Source organism: Halomonas sp. MCCC 1A13316 (genome assembly GCF_014931605.1).
Classification (GTDB): Bacteria; Pseudomonadota; Gammaproteobacteria; order Pseudomonadales; family Halomonadaceae; genus Halomonas.
This window is the reverse complement of the sequence record NZ_CP053382.1, coordinates 1,448,158-1,475,096: the sequence shown is the minus strand read 5'-3', so window position 1 is coordinate 1,475,096 and position 26,939 is coordinate 1,448,158. Positions and strand designations below refer to the sequence as shown.

24 protein-coding genes are annotated in these 26,939 nt (G+C 64.1%); 14 read left to right on the top strand and 10 right to left on the bottom strand.

Annotated features, from left to right (window positions below; translation table 11 throughout):
• Nucleotides 1-324: 324 nt before the first annotated feature.
• Nucleotides 325-1,920 carry an isocitrate lyase gene (locus HNO52_RS06900; protein ID WP_197568431.1) on the top strand — a complete coding sequence of 532 codons (1,596 nt, stop codon included), beginning with the start codon at nt 325-327 and terminating at the stop codon, nt 1,918-1,920.
• A 269-nt stretch (nt 1,921-2,189) separates the two neighbouring features.
• Entirely contained in the window at nt 2,190-2,657 is a 468-nt protein-coding gene (locus tag HNO52_RS06895; protein WP_197568430.1) for an outer membrane lipoprotein, read from the top strand.
• 116 nt (nt 2,658-2,773) lie between these two features.
• Here HNO52_RS06895 and HNO52_RS06890 read toward each other — a convergent pair whose 3' ends face one another.
• Nucleotides 2,774-3,058: a hypothetical protein gene (locus HNO52_RS06890; RefSeq protein WP_197568429.1), complete on the bottom strand. Its 285-nt coding sequence runs from the start codon at nt 3,056-3,058 to the stop codon at nt 2,774-2,776.
• Between the two features lie 211 nt (nt 3,059-3,269).
• Between HNO52_RS06890 and HNO52_RS06885 the strand changes: the two genes are divergently transcribed.
• On the top strand, nt 3,270-3,752 hold the full coding sequence (locus HNO52_RS06885; RefSeq protein ID WP_197568428.1) for an FKBP-type peptidyl-prolyl cis-trans isomerase: 483 nt from the start codon (nt 3,270-3,272) through the stop codon (nt 3,750-3,752).
• Between the two features lie 63 nt (nt 3,753-3,815).
• Here the strand turns inward: HNO52_RS06885 and HNO52_RS06880 are convergent, their stop codons facing one another.
• Together HNO52_RS06880 and HNO52_RS06875 are read right to left on the bottom strand one after the other, a co-directional pair.
• Nucleotides 3,816-4,442 carry a CDP-alcohol phosphatidyltransferase family protein gene (locus tag HNO52_RS06880; protein ID WP_197568427.1) on the bottom strand — a complete coding sequence of 209 codons (627 nt, stop codon included), beginning with the start codon at nt 4,440-4,442 and terminating at the stop codon, nt 3,816-3,818.
• Nucleotides 4,435-6,660, bottom strand: a complete 2,226-nt coding sequence (locus HNO52_RS06875; protein WP_197568426.1) for a dihydrolipoyl dehydrogenase family protein — start codon at nt 6,658-6,660, stop codon at nt 4,435-4,437. Before HNO52_RS06875 ends, HNO52_RS06880 begins: the two co-directional genes overlap by 8 nt.
• A gap of 111 nt (nt 6,661-6,771) precedes the next feature.
• On the opposite strand from HNO52_RS06875, the gene msrA reads away from it, so the two are divergent.
• Nucleotides 6,772-7,374 carry a peptide-methionine (S)-S-oxide reductase MsrA gene (gene msrA / locus HNO52_RS06870; RefSeq protein ID WP_197568425.1) on the top strand — a complete coding sequence of 201 codons (603 nt, stop codon included), beginning with the start codon at nt 6,772-6,774 and terminating at the stop codon, nt 7,372-7,374.
• Here msrA and HNO52_RS06865 read toward each other — a convergent pair.
• Nucleotides 7,371-8,573 (bottom strand): MFS transporter, encoded by a 1,203-nt coding sequence (locus tag HNO52_RS06865; RefSeq protein ID WP_197568424.1) that lies wholly within the window; start codon nt 8,571-8,573, stop codon nt 7,371-7,373. The two genes, msrA and HNO52_RS06865, sit on opposite strands and share 4 nt — an antisense overlap.
• Before the next feature lie 107 nt (nt 8,574-8,680).
• On the opposite strand from HNO52_RS06865, the gene HNO52_RS06860 reads away from it, so the two are divergent.
• Nucleotides 8,681-9,568, top strand: a complete 888-nt coding sequence (locus HNO52_RS06860) for a LysR family transcriptional regulator (protein ID WP_197568423.1) — start codon at nt 8,681-8,683, stop codon at nt 9,566-9,568.
• Nucleotides 9,569-9,640: 72 nt separating this feature from the next.
• Here the strand turns inward: HNO52_RS06860 and HNO52_RS06855 are convergent, their stop codons facing one another.
• Both HNO52_RS06855 and HNO52_RS06850 read right to left on the bottom strand, forming a co-directional pair.
• A complete protein-coding gene (locus HNO52_RS06855; RefSeq protein ID WP_442907132.1) occupies nt 9,641-10,132 on the bottom strand; it encodes a C40 family peptidase in 492 nt (163 codons plus the stop codon).
• A 364-nt stretch (nt 10,133-10,496) separates the two neighbouring features.
• Nucleotides 10,497-12,962, bottom strand: coding sequence for a DUF1266 domain-containing protein (locus tag HNO52_RS06850; RefSeq protein WP_197568421.1), 2,466 nt, complete (start codon nt 12,960-12,962; stop codon nt 10,497-10,499).
• A 205-nt stretch (nt 12,963-13,167) separates the two neighbouring features.
• On the opposite strand from HNO52_RS06850, the gene HNO52_RS06845 reads away from it, so the two are divergent.
• Entirely contained in the window at nt 13,168-14,613 is a 1,446-nt protein-coding gene (locus tag HNO52_RS06845; RefSeq protein WP_197568420.1) for an NAD-dependent succinate-semialdehyde dehydrogenase, read from the top strand.
• A 33-nt stretch (nt 14,614-14,646) separates the two neighbouring features.
• Nucleotides 14,647-15,939 carry a 4-aminobutyrate--2-oxoglutarate transaminase gene (gabT, locus tag HNO52_RS06840; RefSeq protein WP_197568419.1) on the top strand — a complete coding sequence of 431 codons (1,293 nt, stop codon included), beginning with the start codon at nt 14,647-14,649 and terminating at the stop codon, nt 15,937-15,939.
• Nucleotides 15,940-16,143: 204 nt separating this feature from the next.
• Here the strand turns inward: gabT and katE are convergent, their stop codons facing one another.
• Nucleotides 16,144-18,294 carry a catalase HPII gene (katE, locus tag HNO52_RS06835; protein ID WP_197568418.1) on the bottom strand — a complete coding sequence of 717 codons (2,151 nt, stop codon included), beginning with the start codon at nt 18,292-18,294 and terminating at the stop codon, nt 16,144-16,146.
• A gap of 239 nt (nt 18,295-18,533) precedes the next feature.
• Between katE and HNO52_RS06830 the strand changes: the two genes are divergently transcribed.
• Nucleotides 18,534-19,205 (top strand): hypothetical protein, encoded by a 672-nt coding sequence (locus HNO52_RS06830; protein ID WP_232090626.1) that lies wholly within the window; start codon nt 18,534-18,536, stop codon nt 19,203-19,205.
• 67 nt (nt 19,206-19,272) lie between these two features.
• On the opposite strand, the gene HNO52_RS06825 is transcribed toward HNO52_RS06830, so the two are convergent.
• Entirely contained in the window at nt 19,273-19,515 is a 243-nt protein-coding gene (locus HNO52_RS06825) for a GlsB/YeaQ/YmgE family stress response membrane protein (protein ID WP_197568417.1), read from the bottom strand.
• Between the two features lie 85 nt (nt 19,516-19,600).
• Nucleotides 19,601-20,155 carry a DUF924 family protein gene (locus HNO52_RS06820; RefSeq protein ID WP_197568416.1) on the bottom strand — a complete coding sequence of 185 codons (555 nt, stop codon included), beginning with the start codon at nt 20,153-20,155 and terminating at the stop codon, nt 19,601-19,603.
• 82 nt (nt 20,156-20,237) lie between these two features.
• Here HNO52_RS06820 and HNO52_RS06815 point away from each other — a divergent pair, with 82 nt between their 5' ends.
• The 6 genes from HNO52_RS06815 to HNO52_RS06790 all read left to right on the top strand — a co-directional run bounded on the left by HNO52_RS06815 (nt 20,238) and on the right by HNO52_RS06790 (nt 25,758).
• Nucleotides 20,238-20,429 carry a hypothetical protein gene (locus HNO52_RS06815; RefSeq protein WP_197568415.1) on the top strand — a complete coding sequence of 64 codons (192 nt, stop codon included), beginning with the start codon at nt 20,238-20,240 and terminating at the stop codon, nt 20,427-20,429.
• Nucleotides 20,430-20,526: 97 nt separating this feature from the next.
• Nucleotides 20,527-21,528, top strand: coding sequence for a GlxA family transcriptional regulator (locus tag HNO52_RS06810; protein WP_197568414.1), 1,002 nt, complete (start codon nt 20,527-20,529; stop codon nt 21,526-21,528).
• A 25-nt stretch (nt 21,529-21,553) separates the two neighbouring features.
• Complete coding sequence (locus tag HNO52_RS06805; protein ID WP_197568413.1) at nt 21,554-22,732, top strand: MFS transporter; 1,179 nt, start codon at nt 21,554-21,556, stop codon at nt 22,730-22,732.
• A gap of 26 nt (nt 22,733-22,758) precedes the next feature.
• Nucleotides 22,759-24,150, top strand: coding sequence for a YcjX family GTP-binding protein (locus HNO52_RS06800; RefSeq protein WP_197568412.1), 1,392 nt, complete (start codon nt 22,759-22,761; stop codon nt 24,148-24,150).
• Nucleotides 24,147-25,193 (top strand): YcjF family protein, encoded by a 1,047-nt coding sequence (locus tag HNO52_RS06795; protein WP_197568411.1) that lies wholly within the window; start codon nt 24,147-24,149, stop codon nt 25,191-25,193. Before HNO52_RS06800 ends, HNO52_RS06795 begins: the two co-directional genes overlap by 4 nt.
• A 106-nt stretch (nt 25,194-25,299) precedes the next feature.
• Entirely contained in the window at nt 25,300-25,758 is a 459-nt protein-coding gene (locus HNO52_RS06790; RefSeq protein WP_197568410.1) for a universal stress protein, read from the top strand.
• A gap of 53 nt (nt 25,759-25,811) precedes the next feature.
• On the opposite strand, the gene HNO52_RS06785 is transcribed toward HNO52_RS06790, so the two are convergent.
• Nucleotides 25,812-26,933, bottom strand: coding sequence for an ABC transporter ATP-binding protein (locus HNO52_RS06785; RefSeq protein WP_197568409.1), 1,122 nt, complete (start codon nt 26,931-26,933; stop codon nt 25,812-25,814).
• Nucleotides 26,934-26,939 lie beyond the last annotated feature (6 nt).

Genomic DNA, 26,939 nt, shown 5'->3' with positions numbered 1-26,939 from the left:
GTCGAGTTACAACGCTTCTTCCCCCCAAGTGATGATTGTCCAGGCCTGATTGCATGGGGCATAGTGGTGTCATGACGACGTTAAAACGGTTGTTCGGTAACTGACAAGAAAACCACTCGACCAGGATTGTTTTAGCGTTCGCCCAGATTCGACCAAGGCCGTAGAGACATATTGCTCCCTGTGGTTGAACCTGACATTACTTCGCAGTTGCAGCATGCAACCCGAAAGCGCCCGGCAAATGCATCAGGCGACCGACGAGGCAACGAGCGCCGCCGCATGGCAATCGAGGCCGACGACATCACCTCAGATCGGAAGGATGGCACCATGTCATACAAAGACGACATCAAGGCACTGGCTCAACTGCGCGAGGCTCAGCAGGGCAAGTGGGCGAGCATCAGCCCCGAGAATGCCGCCCGCATGCGCGCCCAGAACCGCTTCAGGACTGGCCTGGATATCGCTCGCTATACTGCCAAGATCATGCGCGAAGACATGGCCGCCTATGATGCCGACAGCTCCCAGTACACCCAGTCGCTGGGTTGCTGGCACGGCTTCATCGGTCAGCAGAAGCTGATTTCCATCAAGAAGCACTTCGGTACCACCAAGCGCCGCTACCTGTATCTTTCCGGCTGGATGGTCGCCGCGCTGCGCTCCGAGTTCGGTCCGCTGCCCGACCAGTCGATGCACGAGAAGACTTCCGTATCGGGCCTGATCGGCGAGCTCTACACCTTTCTGCGCCAAGCCGACGCCTGGGAACTCAACCATCTGTTCCGCGACCTCGAAGCCGCCCAGGAGGCAGGCGACAAGGCCAAGGCCGACGAGCTGATTGCCAAGATCGACAACCACGAAACCCACGTGGTGCCGATCATCGCCGATATCGATGCCGGTTTCGGCAACGCCGAAGCCACCTACCTGCTGGCCAAGCAGATGATCGAAGCCGGTGCCTGCTGTATCCAGCTCGAGAACCAGGTCTCCGACGAGAAGCAGTGCGGTCACCAAGACGGCAAGGTTACCGTGCCGCATGAGGACTTCCTGGCCAAGATCAACGCCGTGCGCTACGCCTTCCTCGAACTGGGCGTGGACGACGGCGTAATCGTCGCCCGCACCGACTCCCTGGGTGCCGGCCTGACTCAGAAGATCGCCGTGACCAAGGAGCCGGGTGACCTGGGCGACCAGTACAACAGCTTCCTGGACGGCGAGGAGATCACCTCAGCTTCCGATATCGACAACGGCGATGTGGTCATCAAGCAGAACGGCAAGCTGGTCAAGGTCAAGCGCCTGGCCTCCGGCCTCTACCAGTTCAAGCCGGGTACCGGCGAGGATCGCGTGGTGCTTGATTGCATCACCAGCCTGCAGAACGGCGCCGACCTGCTGTGGATCGAGACCGAAAAGCCTCACGTCGGCCAGATCGCCAGCATGGTCAACCGCATTCGTGAAGTGGTGCCGGACGCCAAGCTGGTCTACAACAACTCGCCCTCCTTTAACTGGACCCTGAACTTCCGCCAGCAAGTGTTCGACGCCTGGGAGAAGGAAGGCAAGGACGTTTCCGCCTACGACCGCGCCGGCCTGATGAGCGCCGAGTACGACGATACCGAACTCGGCAAGTTGGCCGACGAGTGGACACGCAACTTCCAGCGCGACGCCGCACGCGAAGCGGGCATCTTCCATCACCTGATCACGCTGCCGACCTACCATACCGCCGCCCTGTCCACCGACAATCTGGCCAAGGGTTACTTCGGCGACGAAGGCATGCTGGCCTACGTGGAGGGCGTGCAGCGCCGCGAGATTCGCGAAGGCATCGCCACCGTCAAGCATCAGGACATGGCCGGCTCGAACATCGGCGACGACCACAAGGAGTTCTTCCACGGCGAAGCGGCGCTGAAAGCCGGCGGCAAGGACAACACCATGAACCAGTTCGGCTGAGCATGGCGACACGGTAGAACGACTGGAACCCTTGGGAGGCCTCGTGCCTCCCTTTTTTCGTTCGCTACGGGCAACGCTGATGATAGCTCTCGCCCTGAACAAGTATTTTCACATTCTTTACCCGCTTTGCCTGGCTGTTGAGCGGCACCAGCACAGCGATGCGCTGGTCAAATGCCATATGAGTGGTTAAGCTGATTAGCAAACAGTGTTTCCCTAAACTTGGCAACGATGATTCTCAGCCCCGCATCGGCTTGCCACAGGAGGTATATATGAAGCGTCTTCTCCCCGTACTAGCCATCGGCATGCTGGCCCTGGCCGGTTGCGCCAATACCTCGACCATGGGTGGCGACGTCTACCGTGGCAATCAGGCCCAGACCGCCCAGACCGTGACTTTCGGCACCATCACTGCGCTGCGCCAGGTACAGATACAGGCCGACAGCCGCATGGGCGGTATCATCGGTACCGGGGGCGGCGCCGTGATCGGCGGGCTGCTCGGCAACCAGGTGGGGGGCGGCTCCGGCCGGCAGTTGGCGACAGCCGCAGGCGTCATCGGCGGCGCCTTGGCGGGTAGTGCCGCCGAGGATACGGCCAACCGTGTACGCGCCTGGGAAATGGAGATCCGCCGTGACGATGGTCAGAACGTGGTCATCGTGCAGAAGGCCGATCGGCCCTATCAGGTCGGCCAGCGCGTGCGCATGATCGGCAGCGGCGCCAACGTCAGTGTGGCGCCTTACTGAGCCAACCTGTTGCGTTGGCCGCAGCGGCTAGCGAAGCGCGACATACGAAGGGCCGTGGCGTATGCCACGGCCCTTTGACGTATCGAGTGCCGCCTGCTCAGTCGGCACGTGCCGCTTCAGTGGAAGTTAGCCCGATCCATCGCCCAGCCGGCCACTTTCTTGATGATCAGCCCCAGGATGGCGATGACGATGGCGGTCAGCAGCATGTCGATGGGACGCACCAGTGTCGTGGCGCCCAAGATGGCAAGTGCGAGGCTCCAGACCCACCGGTTGCCGTCGTCACTCTTGATAGCACGCGGCACCACCTTGTTCAGACCGGCACTGACGGAGGATTCCCACATTCTGAGGCTGAAAAACAGGATGAGGGCGAAGGCAATCAGCCAGATCACGGTTACGGTCATGGGCTTGCTCCAGGCAAGAGGTTGGCTCGGATTGGACAATAAATGGGATCACGCTAGGGTAGCCGTGGGGCACTGGGGGCGCAACCACGCCATAAGGCGTGAATGTCGCTCAGGACCAGCCTCGATAAGCTGAAAAAACCGCATCCCCCCTGACAGCCCTGGTATCGCGCGTTACCATGGTGTCTACATGTACTCACCGAAAGGTTCATCAATGCAGATTGCGCAAAATTCCGTTGTCGCGTTCCACTACACCCTGACCAATGATACAGGTGAGGTGCTGGACAGCTCGGAAGGCCGCCAGCCGCTGACGTATCTCCACGGCGCCGGTAATATCATTCCCGGGCTGGAGAAACAGCTCGAAGGCCGCGAAGCCGGCGAGAAGCTCAATGTGGCCGTCTCTCCGGAAGAGGGTTACGGCGAGGTGCAGCCTCAACTCGTACAGGAAGTACCGCGCGATGCCTTTCAGGGCGTCGAGGCCGTCGAGCCGGGCATGCAGTTCCAGGCCCAGACCCAGGGTGGTCCGCTGATGGTCACCGTGACCCAGGTGGAAGGCGACACCGTTACCGTCGATGGCAACCACCCGCTGGCCGGCCAGAAGCTCAACTTCGACGTCGAGATCGCCGAAGTGCGCGAAGCCAGCCAGGAAGAGATCGAGCACGGCCACGTGCATGGTGAAGGCGGCGTCGAGCACTGATTCAGCACGTCATGCTCTACAGGCTTACTGAAGAGGGCAGCTCCAGGCTGCCCTTTTTGTGTTTCATGCCCTGGCATCGAGGCCACGCAACGTCCAGTAGCCTCCCCACAGGCGCGTGGTGGTGGTAATCAGGCAGGCCACGGCAAAGAGTGTCGCCAGCAGAGGGAAGTCGCTCGGCAGCAGGCAGAAGAGCACAAAGGCCAGGATGGTCTCGGTCCCTTCGGTCAAACCATGCAGATAATAGAATGCCTTCTTCTGAAACCGCGGCCGTTCGAGCCCGTGCCGGGTGGTCATAATGGCAAAGGCCAGAAACGAAGTGCCGGTACCGATGAAGGCAAACAGCAGGAAGGCTGCCGGCAGCGCATTGGCGGCCGGGTCGGACAGCGCGAAGCCCAGTACCACCGCGGCATAGAAGACGAAGTCCAGGCCGATATCGAGAAAGCCTCCCGCATCGCTCGACGTGCCAGATAACCGGGCCAGGGTACCGTCCAGGCCGTCGCCCAGGCGGTTGAGCAGGATCGCCACCAGGGCGACCGCATACCACTCCATGGCCAACAGCGGCAGGCTGAGCATGCCGATGACGAAGGCCAGCAATGTGATCTTGTCGGGACGGACTCCCCGGGACATGAGCCGCCTGGCAATGAATTCCAATGGCGCCTGTGTCAGGGGCATGGTCCAACGATCAAGCATTCTTCCTCCTCGTCTCACTCTGCGCCTCGGTCGAAGCTGCCTGGTGAGCCCCTCGGCGCCAGGCAAAGTAACGGGCCAGCCAGCCCAGCAGGCGCTCGGGCTTGTGCGCATTTTTCCAGACGCCCGCTGTTGCCTTGGCCGCCTCCGACCAGGTGGGATAAGGGTGAACGGTACCCAGCAGCTTGTTGAGGCCGATGCCGTGGGTCATCGCCAGGGTGAACTCGGCCAGCAGCTCGCCTGCGCCCTGCCCCACAACGCTCGCCCCGAGGATCCGATCCTTCCCGGGCACAGTGAGCACCTTGACGAAGCCTTCGGTCAGGCCCTCGGCAATGGCCCGGTCCAGCTCGGCAAGCTCGTAGCGCGTCACCTCGAAGTCGATACCGCGGGCCCGCGCTTCACGCTCGCTGTGTCCCACACGCGCTACTTCCGGCTCGGTGTAGGTCACGGCAGGCAGTGCCCGGTAGCTGACTCGGAAACGCTTGAACTCGCCGAATAGGGCGTTCACCGTGGCATGCCACGCCTGATGGGCACTGGCATGGGTCAACTGGAAAGGGCCAGCCACGTCGCCGCAGGCCCAGACGTTGGGCAGCACGCTCTGCAGGCTTTCGTCCACCGCCAGGGTGCCATCCGGTCGCGTTTCCACCCCCAGCGCCTCGAGGCCCATGCCGGCCACGTTGGCCTGACGACCCACTGCCACCAGCAGGCGGTCGAAGGGCAGTCGATGCGTCTCGACCTGGCCCGAGGCCAGGCAGCGCTCTACCTCCAACAAGTGGCCACCATCAGGCGCCTCGCCCGGCACGACGCGAACGGCGCGAGTGTCGAGCCAGAGCGACACCCCTTCCCTCTCGAGGCGCACTCGCAGCGCATCGGCGGCGTCGAGGTCCTCGCGGGGTAACAGCTGCGGCCCCATCTCGACCAGGCTGACGCGACTTCCCAGACGCGCGAAACTTTGCCCCAGCTCACAACCGATGGGGCCGCCACCCAGTACCACCAGCCGCCCGGGCAGGGTCGTTAGCTGCCACAGATTATCCGACGTAAGTACCTTGATGGCCTCGAGTCCGGGTAGCGGCGGTACCTTCGGCCTCGCCCCGCTGGCGATGATCACATGCCGGGTAGTAAGCACGCGTTCTCCCCCATCGCCCATTACGCGAACCCGCCACGGATCCTGCAGACAGGCCTCACCCGCAAACACTTCGACGCCGAGCCCCTCGTAGCGCTCACGACTGTCGTGCGGCTCCACTTGGTGAATGGCGCGCTGCACATGGGCCATGACCGCGGCGAAGTCGATGCGCGGCTCGCCGGCATGGATGCCATAGCGCCCGGCGCGGCGAACCTCCTCCGCCAGCCGTGCCGCTCGAATCAGCGCCTTCGACGGCACGCAGCCGGTATTCAGACAGTCGCCACCCAGCTTGGCGCGCTCCACCAGCATCACCCTGGCCTTCACCGCCGCAGCGATATAGCTCGCCACCAGACCCGCCGAGCCGCCGCCGATCACCACGATGTCATAGTCGAATCGCGATGGGCGATGAAAGCGCTGCGCCAGCCGACGGCGCTTGGCAATAGCCACCAGGGCGCGCGCCAGCCAGGGAAACAGCCCGATCAGCACGAACGAGCCGATCAGTCCGGGAGAAAGGATACCGGACAGCGATTGCAGGCTGCCGAGCTCGCGGCCGGCATTCACGTACAGTGCCGTGCCCGCCAGCATGCCCAACTGGCTGACCCAGTAGAAAGTCCACAGCCGCATGCGGGTTAGCCCCATCACCAGATTGATGACGAAGAAGGGGAACAGCGGAATCAGCCGCAGGGTGAACAGGTAGAAGGCGCCCTCACGGTGAATGCCGGCATTGATGCGTTCGAGCTGCGGCGCGAAGCGCTTCTCCAACGGGCTTCTCAACAGGGTGCGGGCGATCAGCGCGGCCAGGGTTGCCCCCAAGGTGCTGGCGAAGGAGATGATCACCAACCCCCAGCCGAGCCCGAACAGCGCGCCCCCCAGCACCGTCAGCAGCGCGGCGCCGGGCAGCGACAGCGCCGCCATGATCACGTAGAAAAGAAAGAAGCCGCCCGCTACCGTAAGGGGGTCATCGGCAAGCCAGGCCTGGAAGCGCGCCTGCTCGGCCTGCAGATTGGTCAGTGTCAGCGCCTCGTCGGCACCGCTGAGAAAATAGGCCGCCACAAGGAAGACCAGCACCAGCACGAGGATAAGACGACGACGCGTCACGGGCGACTCCCGAGTTGGAGGTACACTTTAAACAGAGGTTATACGGAACCTGTGTCGCGTAACAGCTTCCAACCTTACAGACTGCAACTCAGTGAAACGAGGAAACCCGTCATGCTCAGGATCCGAAATGTCTTGCTGTGTGGGCTGATACTGGCGTCGCCCTTCGGCATGGCCGTGGCCAGCGAGGAAACGGCCAGCGCCGTCTTTGGTGGCGGCTGCTTCTGGTGTGTCGAGGAGGCTTTCGACAAGGTGGAAGGTGTCGTCTCGACCACCTCGGGGTACAGCGGCGGCCACGTCGAGAACCCCAGCTACGAACAGGTCGTCGATGGCGGAACCGGACATGTCGAAGTAGTGCAAGTGGAGTACGATCCCGCGGCGGTCGACTACGCCACGCTGTTGCATGTGTTCTGGCGCAACGTCGACCCCTTCGCCGTCGATCGCCAGTTTTGCGACGAGGGCGAGAGTTACCGCAGCGTGATCTACACCGCCAGCGCAGAAGAGCGCGAGCTGGCCGAAGCCACACGTGACGAGCTCAGCGAGCGCTTCGACAGGGAGATCGCCACCGAGATCAGCGATTTCGAGGCGTTCTACCCCGCCGAGGGCTATCACCAGGACTACTATCGCAAGAACCCGGTGCGCTACAACTTCTACAAGTCGGCCTGCGGTCGCCAGGAGCGCCTCGAGGAGGTGTGGGGGAATGAAGCGGGGGGCTAGGGAGCCAGTGACGCCTGTCCGGCGTAGCGTTCACCGCGCCACAGCCACAGTGCAATCGAGAGAGTGGCGCCAAGCAGCAGCCAGGAACCGATGGCAACACCGAGCCAACCGCCTCGCTGCCAGAACGGCTCCAGCCAGATGCTGCCGAGGCTGGCGCCCAGATAATAGAAGACCAGGTAGAGCGCCGAGGCGCTGCCCCGTGCTCGCTGTGCCTGGCGGCTGACCCAGCTCGAGGCCATCGAGTGAGCCAGGAAGAAGCCTACCGCGTTGATGGTCAGCCCGGTGATGATCCAGGCCAGGGAATCCGCCAGCGTGACGAAGGTGCCGCACATGAGAATGAGCACGCCCAGCGCCATGCAGGCCGGTTGGCTGAGGTAGCGCGTCAGTCGGCCGGAGAGCGCTGAGCTCAGGGTACCGCCCAGGTAGGTCAGAAAGATCATGCCCAGCCAGCGTGCGCCCAACCCGAACGGCTCTTCGGCCAGGCGGAAGGTGATGTAGCTGTACTGGTTGATGAAGATCAAAAAGTTGATGCCGCCGAGCAGGTAGGCAGCCAGCAGCAGCGGATGGCGCAGGTGGCCGCCCAGGTCCGCCAGCGCACCACGCAGCTCGAAGCGACGCGGCGTAAATTGACGCGGCGGAGGCAGCAACCTCCAGAACAGCGCCACGCCGATCAGTGTTACCAGACCCACCGCCAGGAAACCGGCGCTGGCCCCACCGATCTCGCCGATGCCGCCACCGATAAGCCGACCACCAATGCCGCCCAAGGTATTGGCCCCAATGTAGAGCCCCACGGCCGCCATCAGCGCCGGGCGTTCGAACTCGTCGCCCATCCAGGCGATAGCCACCGCGGGCAGCCCGCCGAGCAGGAAGCCTTGTACCAGACGCAGCGCCAGCAGCGTCTCGAAGGTGGGGGCGTAGGCCAGCGCCAGCGAACAGAGCCCGACCAGCAACAACGTAACGCGCATGATGCCACCTCGGCCTATGGCGTCCGATAGCGGGCCGAAAACCAGCAGCGCTCCGGCAAGCGACAGGGTAGCCACCGACATGACCAGGCTGATGCCCAGCGTCGAAACGCCGTAAGCCTGACGCAGGTCGGGTAACAGCGGCTGCGGCGCATAGAGATTGATAAATACCAGGATAGAGCCGAGACAGAGCGCCAGTGTGGCACGCCACCAGGCAGGAGAACGAGCGACAATCATGGGTATACCTGCGCGGAAAAGCTGTCAGCCATGATCGGCCATGCAGTACGATAAGCCAAACAGCATAAAAAGATGATCTCCATCTACTTGGCTTATGGATATTTCACATGGCCCTGCCCTTCGATCTGCGCACCCTGCGTGTCTTCGTCACGGTGGCCGACCGGGCCGGCTTCAGTGCCGCCGCCCGCGAGCTCCATGTGGCCCAGTCCGCCGTCAGCCAGACCATCGCCAATCTCGAGCGCCATCTGGAGTTGACCCTGTTTCATCGTCACGAGAGGCGTATCGCCCTGACGCCGGAGGGCCAAGCGCTCCATGCTCACGCGCGGGAGCTGCTCGAGCGCGCCGAGGCCACCCACTTGGCCATGCGCGAGCTTCACGGACTGGTCAAAGGCGAGGTACGCATCGGCATCCCCTCGATGCTCGGTTCCTACTATTTCCCGCCACTGTTGATGGGTTTCAAGGCACAGCACCCGGGAATTCGCTTGACCGTGGTCGAGGCCGGCGCGCGGCGGCTGCAGGCCATGATTGCCGGCGGCGAGCTGGATCTCGGCGTGGTGATCAATGACGAGCAGAGTCGCCACATGGAACGGCGGCACCTGACCCGTGAAGAGATGGTGGTTTGCGTGCCGCGCTCACACTCCTTCGCGCAGCGAAGCCGCGTGAGCGCTTCGGAGTTCTTTCAGGAGCCGCTGGTGCTGTTCCAGGAGGGTTACTTCCATCGTGAATTCGTCGACGCGCTCTCGCGCCGAACCGGCCTTGCCGCCGACATCGCCTTCCAGTCGAACCTGATACCGCTGACCAAGGCCATCGTCCGCCAAGGCTTCGGCATTACCACCTTCCTGCGCCGAGTGGTGGACGAGCCGGAACTGGTCGGCGTCTCCTTCGATACCCCGGCCTGGCTCGACCTGTCGCTGGCCTGGGTCCAGGGCGCCTATCTGTCGCGAGCGGAGAGCGCCTTCGTGGAGTATGCCATCGCGCATCGTGACGTCTTGTGAGAATCAAGCGCCGGCTTTCGTGCGGAAGCCTGTCTGGGCTCTGGCAGCCTGTCCGGTCGGGCCGGCTTGGCCTCAGCCTTCGGGGTTGACGACTCGCTGCGCCAGGGTCGTCGGCTCCAGGGTCCGGCGGGCCTGCCAGTAGTGGCGCTGCCAATAGATGTTGTCGAGCTCGGAGAGCATCACGCCCTGGGAGGTAGAGGCGTGAAGAAAATAACCGTCGCCGACATAGATGCCGACATGGTCGTAGCGACCCGGCGGGCGGAAGAAAACCAGATCGCCCACCTGCAGCTCGTCGCGGGAGATCGGCGTGCCCTGCTGGACCTGCTCGCTGGTGGAGCGCGGTAGTTCGAGACGGAAGGTCTCACTGAATACGTTCTGCACCAGCGCCGAGCAGTCGATCCCGCCTCGGCCGGTACCGCCGAGCCGATAGGGCGTCCCGGCCCAGCGCTCGTGCTGAGCCAACAGCGCTTCACGGACCAGCTCGGGCGGTGGATTGTGCAGGCTGTTCACGCTCAAGATGGGATTGTCCACCGGGGACATCTGCGGGCTGTAGGAAGACGACATGCCAGGCAGCTGCCGTGCAAAGTAGTCGTCCGGAGCTTCCAACGTCGAATTCGGTGATCCAGCACACCCGGACAGCGACGCCAGCGACACAACAAGCATAGCAATACGACTCGATCCCGTGGCCACCATACTTGCGAAGTCCTCATTCCCTGAGCCGCACGCATGCCCCGGTCGAGCAAACAAGCCCTACCTGACACACCCGAGAGGATCGCTGTGGCAGTGGTGCCTGGCCTTTCCTTTGCCCGTACCACTGCCAGAGCGGCCTTGCGCCGGCTCACGTTCATTTCTGCACGAAGGCCCCACATTGGGAGCCATGCCATTAAACCAGCTGACTATAAACCACCCTTCCAGACCAGGGCGAGTCCTAATGTAGCGTTTTCATGTCGCCCGGTAGCGTGTCGATATGCATAGGCGCCCAATGACGCGGTCTGGCCCCGGGGAAATCCAGGCTCGCCCAGGAGCCGGCCAGCGGCGGCGCCCCGGACAGCCATGCGACCAGTGCCTGGCGAAACCCGCCGAGGAAGCCCTCGCGCTCGGGCGTCTCGCCCATAAAGAAGGAGAACCCCGCAAAGAGGCCCCGGGCGTACTCCTCCCAACTTCCGTAATGTTCGGCTGCCAGCGCATGGGCGCGTTCCAGCATGGCGCTGAAGGCAGCGCCATCCAGCCAGCCAAGCTGACGACCGGCGATGGCAAGGTCTACCGCCTGGGCGACATCCCATGCGGTCATGTCCAACTCGTTGCAGCCATCGGTATTGTCTCGCACGCGCTGCAAGCGCAACAGATGGGTGCGATCCTCCTCACTGCACTCACCGGTTTCCAACATGGCGATTTCCGAGGCCAGTCGCTGAGCATTGAGCGTATAGGGCGCGTAGTTGATCTGGTACTCCTGCCGGTCGCCCGCTTCGAGCAGAAAATCGAGAAATTCGCTGAGCTCGGCTTGGCCATGCAGCCCATAGTGCCCGTCTATCCACTCCTTGATCGAAACTGCTTCCCGTTCGCTCTCGACATGCGGTTCGCTCCAGGCAGCATTGTTGAGCGGTCCCACCAAGGCCATGGCGGTGAAGCGCGACAGGGTCGGACGCGGGCCGGGCTCTTGCCACTGTGCCGAATGCCAATCGAGCCAATGAAACGGGCTACCCGGATCGTCCAGGTGCCAGCGGATCTCGTTGAGCAGTGGCGGATGCTCCCCTTCCGGCAACAGGCGCTCCCACTGGGTCCAGGCCTCGAGTAGACGGCGGGCATCGGGGTAGAAACGACACAGGGTGCCACGTAGTGCCTCAGCCAGCGCATTCAGCGCCTCGGCATCGAACGCCTCGCTGTCCATCGCCATCTGCAGATAGAAGGCGTACTTCTCGGCCATGTGGATGGTCGCCGCATGGCGGCTGCCCTGCTTCAGCGCCGCGAGGCTGCCCAAGTCTTCGGCCTCGGGCCGTCCGAACGGGGTGTCGGCCGCGGGCAAGGCACCATGGGCGGCATCGGCCGCCAACTGATTGAGGTGATGGGCCTGGGCCGGCAACCAGTAACGCGTCAGCGCATCCGCGCCTTCATCGGGGTGTAGCCCCAAGGTCTCGTCGAGGTAACGCAGGGCATCGGAGCGCCGCTCGACGGCGACCGGCCCGGCCGGCCCTTGGCGCATACCGAACTCCGGCTCGCGCACCGAGGCCAATGCCAGTACCCAATGGCGTGGCGAACGCCGCCAGGCCATGATGGAGTGCCGCGACGTCTCCCGCTCTTCCTCGCTCAGCAACTGTTGCAGCGGTGCCCGCCAGGGGCTGACGGGAGAGTTGAGCAGCAGGCTCCAGTCACGCTGCATGTCAGCCAGTCGATCATGTCCCTCGAACAGGCTACAGCCCCGCTGATAGGCTCGTGCCAGCGCCGACCAGTCGCTGTAGCGACGAAGTATCAGGTCGGCACCATGGGTGGCAAAATCCCGGGCTTCTGTTACGTCGAGCCAGCCGGCACAAGCACCGGCCCAGGCCAGGTCGATCAGCCGCAACCAATCCCAGGCGGCCCACTCCAGCGGTTCGCCGCGTTCAACCAGGTCAAGTAACACCCGGCCAAAATCACGCTCGGCATTGGTGAGCCCCTCGAGCCACGCTTGCCGCTCGTCATCCGGTGCCGCCAGCAAGCGAGAGGCATCCAGGTCCCAGCCCTGCCGGTGGCCATAGCCAGCCAGCCACAGCAGGCTCTGGATCAGCCCGGTGCGGTCTTCGACCTGCCAGTGGCGCCATAGCCAATCCTTCGCATCGGGACAATCCAACTCACCAGGCGGCTCTTCCACCACCGGGGAGAAAGCCGCTCTCAGACGCCAGGCACTAGCCTGCGGGGCATCTGGCCAGAGCGTGAGCGTGCGGTCCTTGCGCTGCTTGGCGACCCATTCGGTCAGGGTGTCCCAGGTAATGCCCTCGCCGTCACGCTCGAGGACCGCCAAGGCCTCGCAGGCTTCCCAGAAGCTATCGTCACCGCGTACCCAACCCTCGGCACTCTTGGCATGCCGCAGCGCCTCGAGCCAGCTTCCCAGGTTTGGGTAGAGACGTGTGATCTCATCAGTCAGGCGCACCAGCCAGCTACGCAAGCGTGGCTCGCTTAGCCAACTGGCCGACCCGGCCAGGGCGAGCAGCTCTAGTGTCGACAGCAGGCGCGCAGGATCGGCGGTGCCGGTGCCGAAGGCCTCGATCAGACGCCAGCCCAACTCTCCGCGATCGTTCACGCCCAGCGCCTGTAACCTGGCACTGGCCGCCTTAGCCTCGATCGTGTTGGGTTCAGGCTCGAAGGCCCAGTCGCACAGGACCAGTTGCTGAGCCCACCAGGCGTAAAGGGGATCGACCAAGTCTCACCTCGACGTTCAACCAGCAGAGATAAAAGTGCAGCACTGCCACACTAGGGAAATCGGCGCCTAGTGTAGCGGAAAGCGCGGCGCACGCCGATGGCTGTGGACGGCTAAAAAAACTTGACGGCCCGTTTGATGGAGTCTTGGCGAAACGTTTTAAATAATGCACACTCGACAAACAAGATAATCAACATATGGAGTTTCCATGTCACTCCCTGCCGACATCTTCACCAACAAGGCCTTCATCGACGGCCGGTGGCGCGACGCCGAGCGCCGCTTCGACGTGACCGACCCTGCCAGCGGCAAAATCCTGGCCAGCGTGCCGGACCTTACCGCGGACGATGCGCGTGATGCCGTGGCGGCGGCGGAAGCGGCCTGGCCGGCATGGCGCCGCCAGCCTGCCAAGCAGCGTGCGGCCCTGTTGCGCGCCTGGTTCGATGCCATCATGGCCCACCAGGAATCGCTGGCCCGCCTGATGACACTCGAGCAAGGCAAGCCCCTGGCGGAATCCCGCGGCGAAGTTGCCTATGGGGCATCGTTCGTCGAGTTCTATGCCGAAGAGGCCAAGCGCATGGCTGGCGAAACCTTGCCCAGCCATGGCGCCGACAAGCGCATCCTGGTCTTCCGCGAGCCGATCGGTGTGGTGGCGGCCATCACCCCATGGAACTTCCCGTTGGCGATGATCACGCGCAAGTGCGCTCCGGCACTGGCCGCCGGTTGCCCGGTGGTGATCAAGTCCGCCGAGGCCACGCCGCTGACAGCCCTGGCCCTGGCCAGGCTGGCCGAGCAGGTAGGCTTCCCCAGCGGCGTGCTCAACGTGATCACGGCGAGCCGTCCCGCCGAGATCGGCGAGGTGCTGACCACCGATCCGCGGGTGCGCAAGGTCTCCTTCACCGGCTCCACGCCGGTGGGCAAGCGCCTGCTCGCGCAATGCGCCGGCACGGTCAAGAAGGCCTCCCTGGAGCTCGGTGGCAATGCGCCCTTCATCGTCTTCGACGACGCCGACCTGGACGCCGCCATCGAGGGTGCAGTGGCCTCGAAGTACCGTAATTCGGGCCAGACCTGCGTGTGTACCAACCGTCTGCTGGTGCAATCGGGCATTTACGATGCCTTCGTCGAGAAACTGGCCGCCCGGGTCGGCAAGCTCCAGGTGGGCAATGGTCTCGACGAGGGTGTGATCCAAGGGCCGCTGATCAATGCGGCTGCGGTGGAAAAGGTGCAATCCCACATTGCCGATGCCCTGGCCAAGGGCGGCAGATTGGTATGCGGCGGCGAGCCCCACGCACTCGGGGGCACCTTCTTCCAGCCCACGGTGATCGCCGACGTCACCGATGAGATGCGCGTGGCACGCGAGGAAACCTTCGGCCCGCTGGCGCCCGTATTTCGCTTCGATACCGACGAGCAGGCCATCGCCATGGCCAACGCCACCGAGTTCGGCCTGGCGGCCTACTTCTACGCTCGCGACTATCGCCGAATCTGGCATGTGATGGAGGGCCTGGAGTATGGCATGGTGGCCGTCAACGAAGGGATTCTTTCCACCGAACTTGCGCCCTTTGGTGGCGTCAAGGAGTCGGGCCTGGGCCGCGAGGGTTCACACCACGGCCTGGATGAATTTACTGAACTAAAATACGTCTGTGTCGGCGGCCTTTGATCGCCCGCAACGTTCTCGCATGAGGGAGGCTAGATGAATAACGCACAGCTTAACGAACTCAAGCAACGCTACGTCGCCAATGGCGCCGCCAGCCCCGCCACCCAGTTTGCCGATCGCGCCGAGAACGCGCTGATCTGGGACGCTGACGGCAACCGCATCATCGACTTTGCCGGCGGCATCGGCGTGCTCAATATCGGCCATCGCCATCCCAAGGTGGTCGAAGCGGTGAAGGCGCAGCTCGACAAGGTAATGCATACCTGCCAGACCGTGATGCCCTACGAGGGCTACGTGAAGGTCGCCGAGCGCCTGAGCCAGGTTACCCCCGTACGTGGTCACGCCAAGGTGATGCTGGCCAACTCGGGCGCCGAGGCACTCGAGAACGCAGTGAAGATCGCCCGCGCCGCCACCGGCAAGAACAACGTGATCTGCTTCGATGGCGGCTACCATGGCCGTACCTTCATGACCATGGCCATGAACGGCAAGGTCGCGCCCTACGCGACCGACTTCGGCACCATGCCGGGCAACGTCTTCCGCGCCCCTTACCCCGTGCCCTACCACGGCGTCAGCGAAGACGAGGCGCTGCGCGGCCTGAAGATGGCGATCAAGACCGACGCCAACCCCCGCGACACTGCCGCCATCGTACTCGAGCCGGTCCTCGGCGAGGGTGGCTTCTACCCCGCTCCGACCAGCTTCCTCAAGGCGATTCGCGAGATCTGCGACGAGCACGGCATGCTGATGATCGTCGACGAAGTGCAGTCGGGTTTCGGTCGCACCGGGAAGCTGTTCGCCATAGAACACAGTGGCGTCGAGCCGGACATCATCACCATGGCCAAGAGCATGGCCGACGGCATGCCGATCTCCGCCGTGGTGGGGACCGACCGGGTAATGGATGCTTCGGGTGCCAACTCGCTGGGCGGCACCTATACCGGCAACCCGCTCTCCTGCGCCGCGACACTGGCCGTACTCGACGTGTTCGAGGAGGAGAAAATTCTCGAGAAAAGCCTGGCACTCGGCGACAAGCTGGCCAAGCGCTTCGGCCAATGGCAAAGCGACTTCGACTGCGTCGACAATGCTCGCAACATGGGCTCCATGGCCGCCATCGACCTGGTATCAGACAAGGCCAAGCACACGCCTGACGCCGACCTGGCCGCCGCGCTGTGCAAGAAGGCCCGCGAGAAGGGATTGATCCTGCTCTCCTGCGGCCTCTACGGCAACACCATCCGCTTCCTGATGCCGGTTACCATCGAGGACGAGATCCTCGAGGAAGGCCTGGATATCGTCGAGGCCGCGCTCAAGGAACTGGTCGGTAGCCAGGCTACCGCCTGACATTCCTTGCAGCGACACACGCCCGCCGGCAGTCGATGCCGGCGGGCGTTCTCGTTAGCATCATATTCAGCGCTGGAAGTGTTGAACAAATCGCCGAGCGAGATGAAGCACAAGGCGCACGGAGCACAGGAACCGGAGCATATGGGGTATATGTGAGGATTCCGAGCACCGCGCAACGCAGTGATTCGCTCGCGCAGGCATTTGTCAGGCCGGCATATCGTTGGCCTTCGGGTCTCTCGCCCACACCCGATGCTGCCCCATCGCATCCCGTAGCGGGGCAAACACATCGTCCACCGCGGCGCCTGTCAGCACGCCCTCTTCGCCGGTAGGCACGTCCGCTGCGTCCAGCAGCAACTTGCCCTCACCCACAGCGGCGATCGCCTTGAGATGCTTGTAAGCCTCCTGCACGTAGTAACGGCCCTGTCCCGACTGGGCCAGCGCTTCCACGCTGTCAGTGCCGCCGGGCACCACTACCGCGTCCACCGCCACCGAGGGCATGCCGTTGAGCATGGCGTCGGGCGTCACGCTCTTTCCACCCGCGGCCTTGACCGGTGCCATGCTCGGCGCGATCACCAGGCCCTGTGCACCTTCGGCCTCGAGCTTCTTCTTGAGCGCCTCGATCTGGTCGCCATCGACGCCGTCGGCCGCCAGGATCGCCACCTTGCGATACTGGATGTTGCCCGGCAGGCGTGCCATCAGGCTCAGTGCCGGCGACTCCAGCTGTGAAATCCGGCCCAGCTCCTCGGGAGCTGCCGGCTTCTCCGTCGGCGCTTCGATGCCGTGATTCTCACCGACCCGGCGCGCTAGCTCGAGGTCGATGTTGGGCAGAATCTCCTTGATCATGCGCTCGCGGATCCACGGCCGCTGCACCTTGGAGAGCTCGAAGGTATAGGCGGCGATGATGTGCTCCTTCTCCACATCGGTCTGGCTGTTCCAGAACAGCGTGGCTTGGGAGTAGTGGTCGCCGAACGAGGGGCTGCGGGCACGAATCTTGTGCGCATCGATACGCTCGTAGTGGGACTCGAAGCCACCGTTCTCGGGCGCTGCCGGTGTCTCGCTGGGCCAGCCGCCGTCGATCGAGTTGGGCTCGTAGGAGGCTTGACCCTTGTTGATGGTTTGGCGATGCATGGCATCGCGCTGGTTGTTGTGGAACGGGCACACCGGCTGGTTGATGGGAAGTTCGTTGAAGTTGGGCCCGCCCAGGCGCAGCATCTGTGTATCGAGATAAGAGAACAGTCGTCCCTGCAGCAGTGGATCGTTGGTAAAATCGATACCCGGCACCACGTGGGCCGGATTGAAGGCGACCTGCTCGGTTTCGGCGAAATAGTTGTCCGGATTACGGTTGAGTACCATCTTGCCGATGGGCGTGACCGGCACCTGCTCCTCGGGAATGATCTTGGTGGGGTCGAGAAGGTCGAAGTCAAACTTGTGCTCGTCCTCCTCCTCGACGACCTGGATGCCGAATTCGTACTCGAGGAAGTCGCCGTTCTCGATATCTTCCCACATCATGCGCCGATTGAAGTCGGGATCACGGCCCCATAGCTTCTGCGCCTCGTCCCAGATCAGCGAGCAGGTACCCGCCAGCGGCTTCCAGTGGAATTTCACGAAGCGCGACCTGCCCTGTTTATCGATCAGGCGGAAGGTGTGCACGCCGAAGCCTTCCATGTTGCGGTAATGGCGCGGGAAGGCCCGATCGGACATGGTCCACAGCACCATGTGGGTCGACTCCGGCATCAGCGAGACGAAATCCCAGAAGGTGTCGTGGGCCGACTGGCCCTGGGGAATCTCGTTGTGCGGTTCGGGCTTCACCGCATGAACGAAGTCGGGAAACTTGATCGCATCCTGGATGAAGAACACCGGCATGTCGTTGCCGACCAGATCCCAATTTCCCTCGTCGGTATAGAACTTGGTGGCGAAGCCGCGTACGTCACGCACGGTGTCGTTGGAGCCGCGCGAACCCTGAACCGTGGAGAAGCGCACGAAGACCGGCGTCTTCTTACCGTGGTCCTGAAACAGGCTTGCCTTGGAGTACTGGGCGGCATTGTCGTAGGGCTGGAAGTAGCCGTGGGCCGCGGCCCCGCGGGCATGTACGATACGCTCTGGAATGCGCTCGTTGTCGAAGTGGTTGAGCTTCTCGCGAAAGACGAAATCCTCGAGTAGCGTCGGCCCTCGCTCTCCCGCCTTCAGCGAGTTGTGGTTGTCGGCAATGCGCGTGCCGTGATTGGTGCGCAAGTCGTGGCCCGTGGCATCGCTACGGTACTTCTCAAGATTCTCCGACTTGCTTTGCTCGTTGGTCTTGAAGTCGGTGTCGTTGGGCGCACCGCTGTTGGGCGTGGTGTGGGGGTTGTTCGCCATGCTCTTACTCCTGTAGCCGTATGGATCCATCCTTCCTTGCGTACTCAGCAAGCCGCCTTGACCCGGCGCTCTTGATTCTTGGGCTTCGATTGACAAGGTAGTTCCGCCCCCAACGGCCGCCAATCGCGCCAGGCTATGGCAACAAAAGAAAACTTCAATCGGTTCAAGCTGCCGACATACTGGCTAACTCAACGAGGCGGCGCACCACCGCGAACGATGGCAAACCGAGGAGTAAGTCGATGAAAAGGATGACGGCCACCGGCATGATCGCCACCCTGTGCTTGCTGGGCACGACTCAGGTGTATGCTCAAGACAACCGTATGACCCTGGGTGCCGTTGCCGGTACCACCGGCGCGGGCGCCGACCTCGCGTGGCGCTTCAGCGAACGTCTTGGCGTCTCAGCCCGCTATACCGGCGGACTGGACTGGAGCAACGACTACAGCACCAAGGACGTCAACTATGACGGCGACGTTAACCTGTCGGCAAGCAAGTTGACGTTGGACTATTATCCCTTCACCAGCGCTTTCTTCCTCAGCGCCGGCCTCATGCTGCCGGATATCGATGCCGACGTCGTGGGCCACCCGCGTAACGCGACCTACCAGGGCTACCCGACCGATGCGCTCGGCACCTTGCATGGCAAGGCGACCCTGGTCGATGGCGTGCAGCCGTATGCCGGCCTCGGCTGGCGTCAGGCGCATCGCAGCGGTTTAGGGGTCTTCGCCGAAGTCGGAATCATCCCCACCGACCCCGAGGTTTCCTTGAGAACCTCGAGCGGTGTCGAAAACCTGGACACCCCCCTGTCGGCCCAGCTGCGCTGGGAGATCCGCCAGGAGGAGCAGCGGCTCGAGGACGAAGCCAATGAGTGGCCCGTTTACCCGGTCGCCGTAGTGGGAGTCAGCTACACGTTCTGAAATCGTTCGGGCACAAACGAATCGGCCCGGGCAATTTCCCGGGCCGATTCATCCTATGCCACTCAGCCTAGGTTTTTCGGATCTTGGCAATCACCCACAGCAGTACCACCGCGCCGACAGTCGCCGTGACCAGCGAGCCGATGAATCCGCCGGCCTGCAGCCCTAGCAGGCGAAACAGGAAGCCCCCGATCACGGCTCCCACAATGCCTACGCCGATGTTGGGCAGAATACCGAAGCCGCCGCCGCGCATGATGTTGCCGGCGATCCAGCCCGCCAGTCCACCAATGATCAGCCAGGCAATAAGTCCCATGTCGTCTCTCCTTTCCCTTTGGTCGTTCCTGCCCCTTTGGGGAGCCTCGATGATGCCTAAGCGCGGCTTCCCTGCAAAGGGTAGCTTAAAATGACGAGCCAGGCTGTTTCAGGAAAGCCTGTTCCTCGTCACTCGACTCACGGCCGAGAATGGCATTGCGGTGCGGATAGCGACCAAAGCGCAGCAGGATGTCATGGTGCAGGTGTTCGAAGCGCAGGTTGTCCTCCAGCCCGGGCTGATCGAACAGACGCAGCGCCTCGCCGTGCACCGCGAGCGACTCGCTGTGCATGTAAGGCATGTAGAGAAAGCTGCGCCAGTGAACTTCGAGTTCTTGATCATGCCCCTTGGCCACGGCCTCCTGAGCCAGCACCAGCGCCATGGGATCCTGGGCGAAGGCGCGCGCGTCATCACGAAAGAGGTTACGCGAGAACTGGTCGAGCACCAGGATCTCGGCCAGCCGTCCCCGTGGCGTATCGCGCCACTGCCACAGTTCGCCTGCGGCTGCGGCATGGTGCAGTGTGGTGAAGCGCTCGCGGACCTTCCCATCGAGCTCTTCATCCTTGCGAAACCACTGGGCGGGCTCGAGTTCTTCGAACCAGAAGGCAATCACCGCGTCGCGGCCGGGCAACCTCTCGCTCATGTCGTGTCCTCGTCGTCTACGCTGCAGATATCATGCCCTCGAGACTCGGATTTTTCACCCTCCACGCGCCACGGGAGCCGCCATGACGCCAGTGCTCGGCATGTTCACCTTCGTCTTCAACATCATCGGTCTGGTGACCTGCCTGGCCGGCCTGACCCTGGCCCAGCGACGGGGGAGACGTAAGCAGCAGCGTTGGCCAGGCTATGCCCTGGCCGGACTGGGCTTCTTCATTGCCACGATCCCCATCTGGGGACAGTGGTTGGTGGCGGCATGACACGGCGGTGATATGTCCGTATCGGTGGGGTATTCGTCATTGCAGACATCCCACGATCGGCGGAGACTGACAATGCCTTGCTTCACAGGGAACCACCATGTCGCGCACCGTCGCCCTACTTGCCTATCCCGACTGCCAGCTGCTGGACGTCAGCGGACCGTGGCAGGTCTTTGCCTCGGCCAACGATGTGAGCGGTCTATCGCTTTACCGCATGCATCTGGTCGCCGATGCGCCGGGCAGCGTGACGACCAATGGCGGCCTGGCTCTGCAGGCCGACATTGCCTGGCGTGACCTCGACACGCTCGGCCCCGTGGATACGCTGCTCGTCGCTGGTGGTCGCGGCGTAACCGCCCAGAGCCGACGGCCCGATCTGCTTTACGCCCTGAGCGAGCGGTCCTGTCAGGTACTTCGATTGGGCTCGATCTGCACTGGCGCCTTCCTGCTCGCCGCGGCCGGCCTGCTCGACGGGCGCCAGGCCACCACTCACTGGCGACACTGCGCCCGGTTGGCCAGCGATTATCCCGCGATCCAGGTGGTTCCCGATGCTCTCTACGTCGAGTCGGCGGGACGCTTCACCAGCGCCGGGGTCACCGCCGGCATAGACTTGGCCTTGTCACTGCTCGAGGCCGACCATGGCAGCGTCCTGGCCGGTCAGGTCGCCCGCGAACTGGTGCTGTTCCTGCGCCGTCCCGGCGGGCAGTCGCAGTTCAGTGAAGTGCTGGCCAGCCAGCATCGCACCAGCGGTGCACTGCGACGCTTGATCGACCGTCTCCACGCCGACCCCGCCGCCCCCCATCAGATGGAAGAGCTGGCCGAGTCGCTTGGGGTCACCCCGCGCCACCTGTCACGCCTGTTCCGTCAGCAGCTCGACACCTCACCCGGCACCTACCTGACCCGCTTGCGCCTGGAACAGGCTCGCCTGGCGCTGGTGGCCAGCGAGCAACCACCGCCGCTGGAGCCGCTGGCACGACAATGGCGCCTGGGTAGTGCGGAACAGCTACGGCGGTTGTTTCAACGCCACTACGGGGTTTCTCCCAGCCTGTACTACCAGCGCTTCGGTCCTGCAGGCCGAACTTCACCCTTATCTCTTACTCCGTAATGGATGTATTGCCCAGGAGGCTGCCATGCCGTTCAACGTGACTCTGCTGTCGCTGTGCCAGGCGCTACTGGTGAGTGGCAATATCCTGCTCATCGCGGTCTCGCCGTTGATCGGCGCCCGCCTCGCCCCCGACCCCGCCTGGTCCACGGCACCGGTCGCCACTCAGTGGCTGGGGCTGATGTGTGCGACCATTCCCGCCTCGCTGATCATGGCGCGGCTGGGGCGCAAGCGAGGCTTCCTGTTGGGCAACCTGCTGGGGCTCGTTGGGGTGGCCGTCGCCGCACAGGCTCTGGTGGCCGAGGCCTTCTTTCTCTTCATGCTGGGCACCTGGCTGATCGGCATCGGCATCGGCTTCGGTCAGCTCTATCGTTTTGCCGCCGTGGAAGCCGCCCCGATGGCGCTGCGCGATCGCGCCATCGGCCTGGTCATGGGTGGCGGCGTCCTGGCCGCATTCTTCGGCCCATGGCTGGCCCGTATCAGCCGTGAAGCGGCCACCACGCCTTTTCTCGGCAGCTTCCTCGGCCTGGGAGCGCTCTATCTTGTGGCCCTGCTCGTGCTGCTGGCAACCCGGCTACCGCCCCCCGAGAAAACGCATGGCGACGGCCAGCCACGCCCGCTCGGCGAAATCGTGCGCCAGCCGGTGTTCCTGGTGGCGGTGCTCTCGGCGCTGATCGGCTACGGCGTGATGAACCTGGCGATGACCGCCACTCCGCTGGCCATGTCAGGCGCCGGCCATCACTTCGATCACGTCGCTACCACGATCCAGTGGCATGTGCTTGCAATGTTCTTGCCCTCGTTCGCCACCGGCCACCTGACGACGCGCTTCGGTGCACCACGCATGATCACGGCGGGCTGCCTGCTGCTGGCGGCGAGCGGCATGGCCGCCCAGGTCGAGGCCGGCGTGACGGGATTTCACTTCGCCTTGGTCCTGCTCGGGCTGGGCTGGAATTTCACCTTCCTGCCGGCCACCGGCCTGCTCACCGAGGCCTATCGGCCGGTGGAGAAGGCGCGCACCCAGGCCGCCAATGAATTCCTGGTCTTCTCCACCGTGGCCGTCACCGCACTGCTGGCGGGGCCGCTGGTCAACCTGCTCGGCTGGACGCTGCTCAATGCCCTGCTGGTGCCGCTGGCACTGGCACCGATGGCACTGCTGGCCTGGCAGCGCCTTGCCAGACGCCGCCAAGACCCTCACATTAGCGGCTGACACTGCTGTGAAGGGATTCCTCGCCAATGCGCCAGTCGCTCACTCGGGAGCTGACCAACCTGATCGAACGCGGCCGCGACCGCCAGCTGCGCCTGGCGGTCACCGGGCTCTCGCGCTCGGGCAAGACCGCCTTTCTCACCTCGCTGGTGAACCAGCTGCGCCACGCCGGGCTCGAAGCGCGGCTCGACCTGATGCCGGCCGCCCGCGAAGGGCGCCTGCTGGGTGCCCGCCGGGTCAGCCAGCCCGACCTCGGGGTGCCACGCTTCCCCTATGACCAGGCCATGGCGGCGCTCGACGACGAGCTGCCGCGCTGGCCCGAACCGACCCGCGGCATCAGCGAGCTGCGCCTGTCGATCCGTTATCGCCCAGCGCGGCGCGGCCTGTTGCGCAGCGAAACCGCCGAGCTCAGCCTCGACCTGTTCGACTACCCCGGCGAGTGGCTGCTCGATCTCCCACTGCTGGGCCATGACTACCCGGGCTGGAGCCATGCCATGCTGGCCGGCGCCGGCCAGCAGCGCCGCGCCCTGCTCGCCGAGTGGGAGCGTGCCGCGGCCAGGCTCGACCCCGCCGCCGAGGCCAACGAAGCCGAGCTGGCCGACATCGCCGCGCTCTACGCGCGCAGCCTGCAGGCGGCACGCGAGGCGGGCTTCGCCAATCTGCAGCCGGGTCGCTTCCTGCTACCGGGAGATCTCGAAGGCGCCCCGGTTCTGCAGTTTTTCCCGCTCCCGGCGCTGGCGGATATCGACGACGCAGTGCTGGCCAAGCTGCCGCCGGAGAGTGTCTACGCCACCCTGGCGGCACGCTTTCGTCATTATCAACAGCGTATCGTGAAGCCCTTCTACCGCGACCACTTCCGCCGTTTCGACCGGCAGATCGTACTGGTCGACGTGCTCGGCGCCCTCAATGCCGGCCCGGAGCGCTTCGAGGATCTTTCCCGCGCGCTGACCACGCTGATGCAGAGCTTCGACTACGGCAAGCGAAGCCTGCTCTCGCGGCTGTTCGCACCGCGCATCGACCGCCTGGCGATCGCCGCGACCAAGGCCGACCACGTCACCCCTGAGCAGCACGCCAATTTGTCCGCCCTGCTCGAGGCCCTGCTCGCCGAACCGCTGCAGGACCTGCGCTACGCCAACGTGCCGGTGAAGGCGCTGTCGCTGGCGGCGATCCGCGCCACCGAGGCGCATGAAGTCAATCACAAGGGCGAAAGGACACCGGCCCTGCGCGGCACGACGCTGGAGGGCGAGGAGGTGCTGGTGTTCCCCGGCGAGGTGCCGGCGAAGCTGCCCGAGACCGAATTCTGGGCCCGCCAAGGGTTCGACTTCCACGCCTTCCGCCCCGCCCCACGTGAAGACGGTGCGCTTCCCCACATTCGCCTCGACGCCGCACTGGACTGGCTGATCGGAGACAAGCTGCAATGAGCGACCATCGTCATGAGCCACAGGGCGACGACCCGCGGCCAGCCCGCCGCTTCACTCTCGACGAGCCGGCAACGCCAGGACTGGAGTCGCCGCGCCCGCGTCTGGATTTCGACAGCCAACTGCCCACACGCCCCGTGGAAGAGGCCGCGCTCAGCCGCACCGAGCGCGACCTGGAGGCAAGTCTCGGCCGCCCGCGCAAGCGCCGCTGGGGCCTGCTGACCCTGCTGGGTGGCGGCATTGCGCTGGGCATGGCCGAACTGGCCCTGAACTTGCCCGATGCGCTGCTCGGCGGCGACTGGCTCAGCGGCGGCTGGCACCTGCTGGGACTGGGTGCCATCGCCTTGGGTGCCGGGGCACTGCTGCGCGAGGCCTGGCGCCTGCGTCGCCTGAAGCGCCACGATGCCCTGCGCAGCCGACTGGCCGAGCTATCCCAGGCCGACGCCAGGCAGGCACTCGAGCTGGCCCGGGTACTCAAGCGCCAGCTCGGACTCGATGACGACCATCCCCACTGGCAGGCTTTTCTCGCCGCCCGCGAACCGCACCACGCCGGTGCAGAAATCCAGCAGTTGCTGGCTCATCACCTATTGGCACCGCGCGATCGCCAGGCCCGCCGCCTTATCTCCCGCATGGCCGGCGAAACGGCCGTCATGGTGGCAGTCAGCCCGCTGACGCTGGTCGACATGTTCCTGGTGGCGTGGCGCAGCCTGGCGATGATCGATCGCATCTGCCGTCTCTACGGGCTGGAACTGGGCTATGCCAGCCGTCTGCGCCTGCTGCGCAACGTGCTCTACAACATGGCTTTTGCCGGTGCCACCGAGATGGCCGGCGATGCCGGTATGGAGCTACTGTCGTTGAACCTGGCCGGCCGCCTCTCGGCGCGCGCCGGTCAGGGCATGGGCGTAGGTCTGCTGAGTGCCCGCCTCGGCCTGCGCACCCTGCGCCTGACCCGCCCGCTGGTATTCGGCGAAGGCGAGGCGCCACGCATGGCCGACCTGCGCAGCGAGCTCTGGCAGCAGCTGCGACGGCTGGAGGAAACCAAGTGAGGAAAGGCCGATCTGCAGAGTCCTTGACCGGGGTCATGACGTCCTGAATACGAAGGTCTAGGCTCGTGGGAACCGATCCGCCCCACTACGAAACAAGGATAGCGCCATGTACAAGTCCATCCTGGTCCCCGTCGACGGCTCCGAAGGAGCCAAGAAAGCCCTCGAAGTCGCCTGTCAGCTGGCCAGCCAGGGTGATGCCACCCTGCATATCCTGCACATACCCGAGGAACTCACTCACGAAACGACGCTGGTGTGGGGCATCGGCGCCATTGCCATCGAAGCATCGCGCCAGGAGCGTCAGGAGCCCCGGATGCGCCAGGACGTCGGCAAGCAGATCGTCGACAGGGCGGACAAAGCCGCACGCGCCAAGGGCGTGACCCGGGTCGAGACGATCATCGGCCAGGGCGACCCCGCTCGCACCATCGTCAACGAAGCCAAGCGCCGCGGCGTCGAGGCCATCGTCATGGGCAGCCGCGGCTTGAGCGATCTGCGCGGGCTGGTGGTGGGCAGCGTGTCGCACAAGGTCAGCCATGTGGCCGAGTGCACGGTCATTACTGTCCGCTGAAGGAAGGACCGACAGGCCGCCGATCATCGGCTGGCGGCGGCCTATCCGTGGGTTCAGGCCAAGCGCTTCTCCGTCTCGCTGTCGAACAGCACCGCGCGGGCCATGTCGATACGCAGCGCCAGGCGCTCCCCCGTTTTCACGACACACTTGGGCCCGACCCGGACCGTCGCCTCCCCTTCACCCAGTTGAAGCTGCAGCAGGATGTCGGCGCCAGTGGGCTCGACCACGGTGATGCGCGGCGTGAGCAGCACGCCTTCGGCGAACTCGCCAAGTCGCGCATCATCCTCGGCAAAGTGCTCGGGACGCAGCCCCAGGATCACCGGCTTGCCCACTCGCTCGGCCATGACCTTGGTGGTCCGTTCGCGCGGCCAGGGCAACCGCAGAGACGGTTCGTCCGGCGTGTCGATGCACACCAGGTACTCGCCGCCGTCCTCCTCCAGCGTGGCGGCAATGAAATTCATCGATGGCGAGCCCATGAAGCCGGCCACGAAGATATCCACCGGGTTGTTGTAGACCTCGTCGGGCGAGCCGAGCTGGAGAATGCGGCCGTCGCGCATCACCGCGATGCAGTCGGCCAGCGTCATGGCCTCGATCTGGTCGTGGGTGACGTAGACGATGGTCGTCCCGAGGCGCTGGTGCAGCTTCTTGATCTCGGTGCGCATGTCGACGCGCAGCTTGGCGTCGAGGTTGGAGAGCGGCTCGTCGAACAGGTAGACCTTGGGCTCGCGGGCCAACGCCCGGCCCATCGCCACGCGCTGGCGCTGGCCGCCCGAGAGCTGCGACGGCTTGCGCTCGAGCAGGTGCGAGATCTGCAGCAGGTCGGCGACCCGCTCGACGGCGGCCTCGCGCTCGGCCTTGGGCACCTTGCGCATCTCCAGACCGAAGCTGATGTTCTGGCGCACCGTCATGCTCGGATAGAGCGCATAGGACTGAAACACCATGGCGATGTCGCGCTCCGCCGGGGTCTGCCAGGTGACTTCCTCGCCGGCGATACGGATCTCGCCGGAGGTGACCGGCTCGAGGCCGGCGATAGCGTTCATCAGCGTCGACTTGCCGCATCCCGAAGGACCTACCAGTATCAGGAACTCTCCCGAATCGATCGCCAGGCTCACGTCCTTGAGCACCTGCTCGCTGCCGAAGTCCTTGCAAACATTGTTGATTTCAAGCGCTGCCATGTCGAA

Bases quoted from the DNA above. Each gene is read 5' to 3' on its own strand.
- HNO52_RS06900 (WP_197568431.1), top strand. From the start codon at position 325: ATGTCATACAAAGACGACATCAAGGCACTGGCTCAACTGCGCGAGGCT.
- HNO52_RS06895 (WP_197568430.1), top strand. From the start codon at position 2,190: ATGAAGCGTCTTCTCCCCGTACTAGCCATCGGCATGCTGGCCCTGGCC.
- HNO52_RS06890 (WP_197568429.1), bottom strand. From the start codon at position 3,058: ATGACCGTAACCGTGATCTGGCTGATTGCCTTCGCCCTCATCCTGTTT.
- HNO52_RS06885 (WP_197568428.1), top strand. From the start codon at position 3,270: ATGCAGATTGCGCAAAATTCCGTTGTCGCGTTCCACTACACCCTGACC.
- HNO52_RS06880 (WP_197568427.1), bottom strand. From the start codon at position 4,442: ATGCTTGATCGTTGGACCATGCCCCTGACACAGGCGCCATTGGAATTC.
- msrA (WP_197568425.1), top strand. From the start codon at position 6,772: ATGCTCAGGATCCGAAATGTCTTGCTGTGTGGGCTGATACTGGCGTCG.
- HNO52_RS06865 (WP_197568424.1), bottom strand. From the start codon at position 8,573: ATGATTGTCGCTCGTTCTCCTGCCTGGTGGCGTGCCACACTGGCGCTC.
- HNO52_RS06860 (WP_197568423.1), top strand. From the start codon at position 8,681: ATGGCCCTGCCCTTCGATCTGCGCACCCTGCGTGTCTTCGTCACGGTG.
- HNO52_RS06855 (WP_442907132.1), bottom strand. From the start codon at position 10,132: ATGTCGTCTTCCTACAGCCCGCAGATGTCCCCGGTGGACAATCCCATC.
- HNO52_RS06845 (WP_197568420.1), top strand. From the start codon at position 13,168: ATGTCACTCCCTGCCGACATCTTCACCAACAAGGCCTTCATCGACGGC.
- gabT (WP_197568419.1), top strand. From the start codon at position 14,647: ATGAATAACGCACAGCTTAACGAACTCAAGCAACGCTACGTCGCCAAT.
- katE (WP_197568418.1), bottom strand. From the start codon at position 18,294: ATGGCGAACAACCCCCACACCACGCCCAACAGCGGTGCGCCCAACGAC.
- HNO52_RS06830 (WP_232090626.1), top strand. From the start codon at position 18,534: ATGAAAAGGATGACGGCCACCGGCATGATCGCCACCCTGTGCTTGCTG.
- HNO52_RS06825 (WP_197568417.1), bottom strand. From the start codon at position 19,515: ATGGGACTTATTGCCTGGCTGATCATTGGTGGACTGGCGGGCTGGATC.
- HNO52_RS06820 (WP_197568416.1), bottom strand. From the start codon at position 20,155: ATGAGCGAGAGGTTGCCCGGCCGCGACGCGGTGATTGCCTTCTGGTTC.
- HNO52_RS06815 (WP_197568415.1), top strand. From the start codon at position 20,238: ATGACGCCAGTGCTCGGCATGTTCACCTTCGTCTTCAACATCATCGGT.
- HNO52_RS06810 (WP_197568414.1), top strand. From the start codon at position 20,527: ATGTCGCGCACCGTCGCCCTACTTGCCTATCCCGACTGCCAGCTGCTG.
- HNO52_RS06805 (WP_197568413.1), top strand. From the start codon at position 21,554: ATGCCGTTCAACGTGACTCTGCTGTCGCTGTGCCAGGCGCTACTGGTG.
- HNO52_RS06800 (WP_197568412.1), top strand. From the start codon at position 22,759: ATGCGCCAGTCGCTCACTCGGGAGCTGACCAACCTGATCGAACGCGGC.
- HNO52_RS06795 (WP_197568411.1), top strand. From the start codon at position 24,147: ATGAGCGACCATCGTCATGAGCCACAGGGCGACGACCCGCGGCCAGCC.
- HNO52_RS06790 (WP_197568410.1), top strand. From the start codon at position 25,300: ATGTACAAGTCCATCCTGGTCCCCGTCGACGGCTCCGAAGGAGCCAAG.
- HNO52_RS06785 (WP_197568409.1), bottom strand. From the start codon at position 26,933: ATGGCAGCGCTTGAAATCAACAATGTTTGCAAGGACTTCGGCAGCGAG.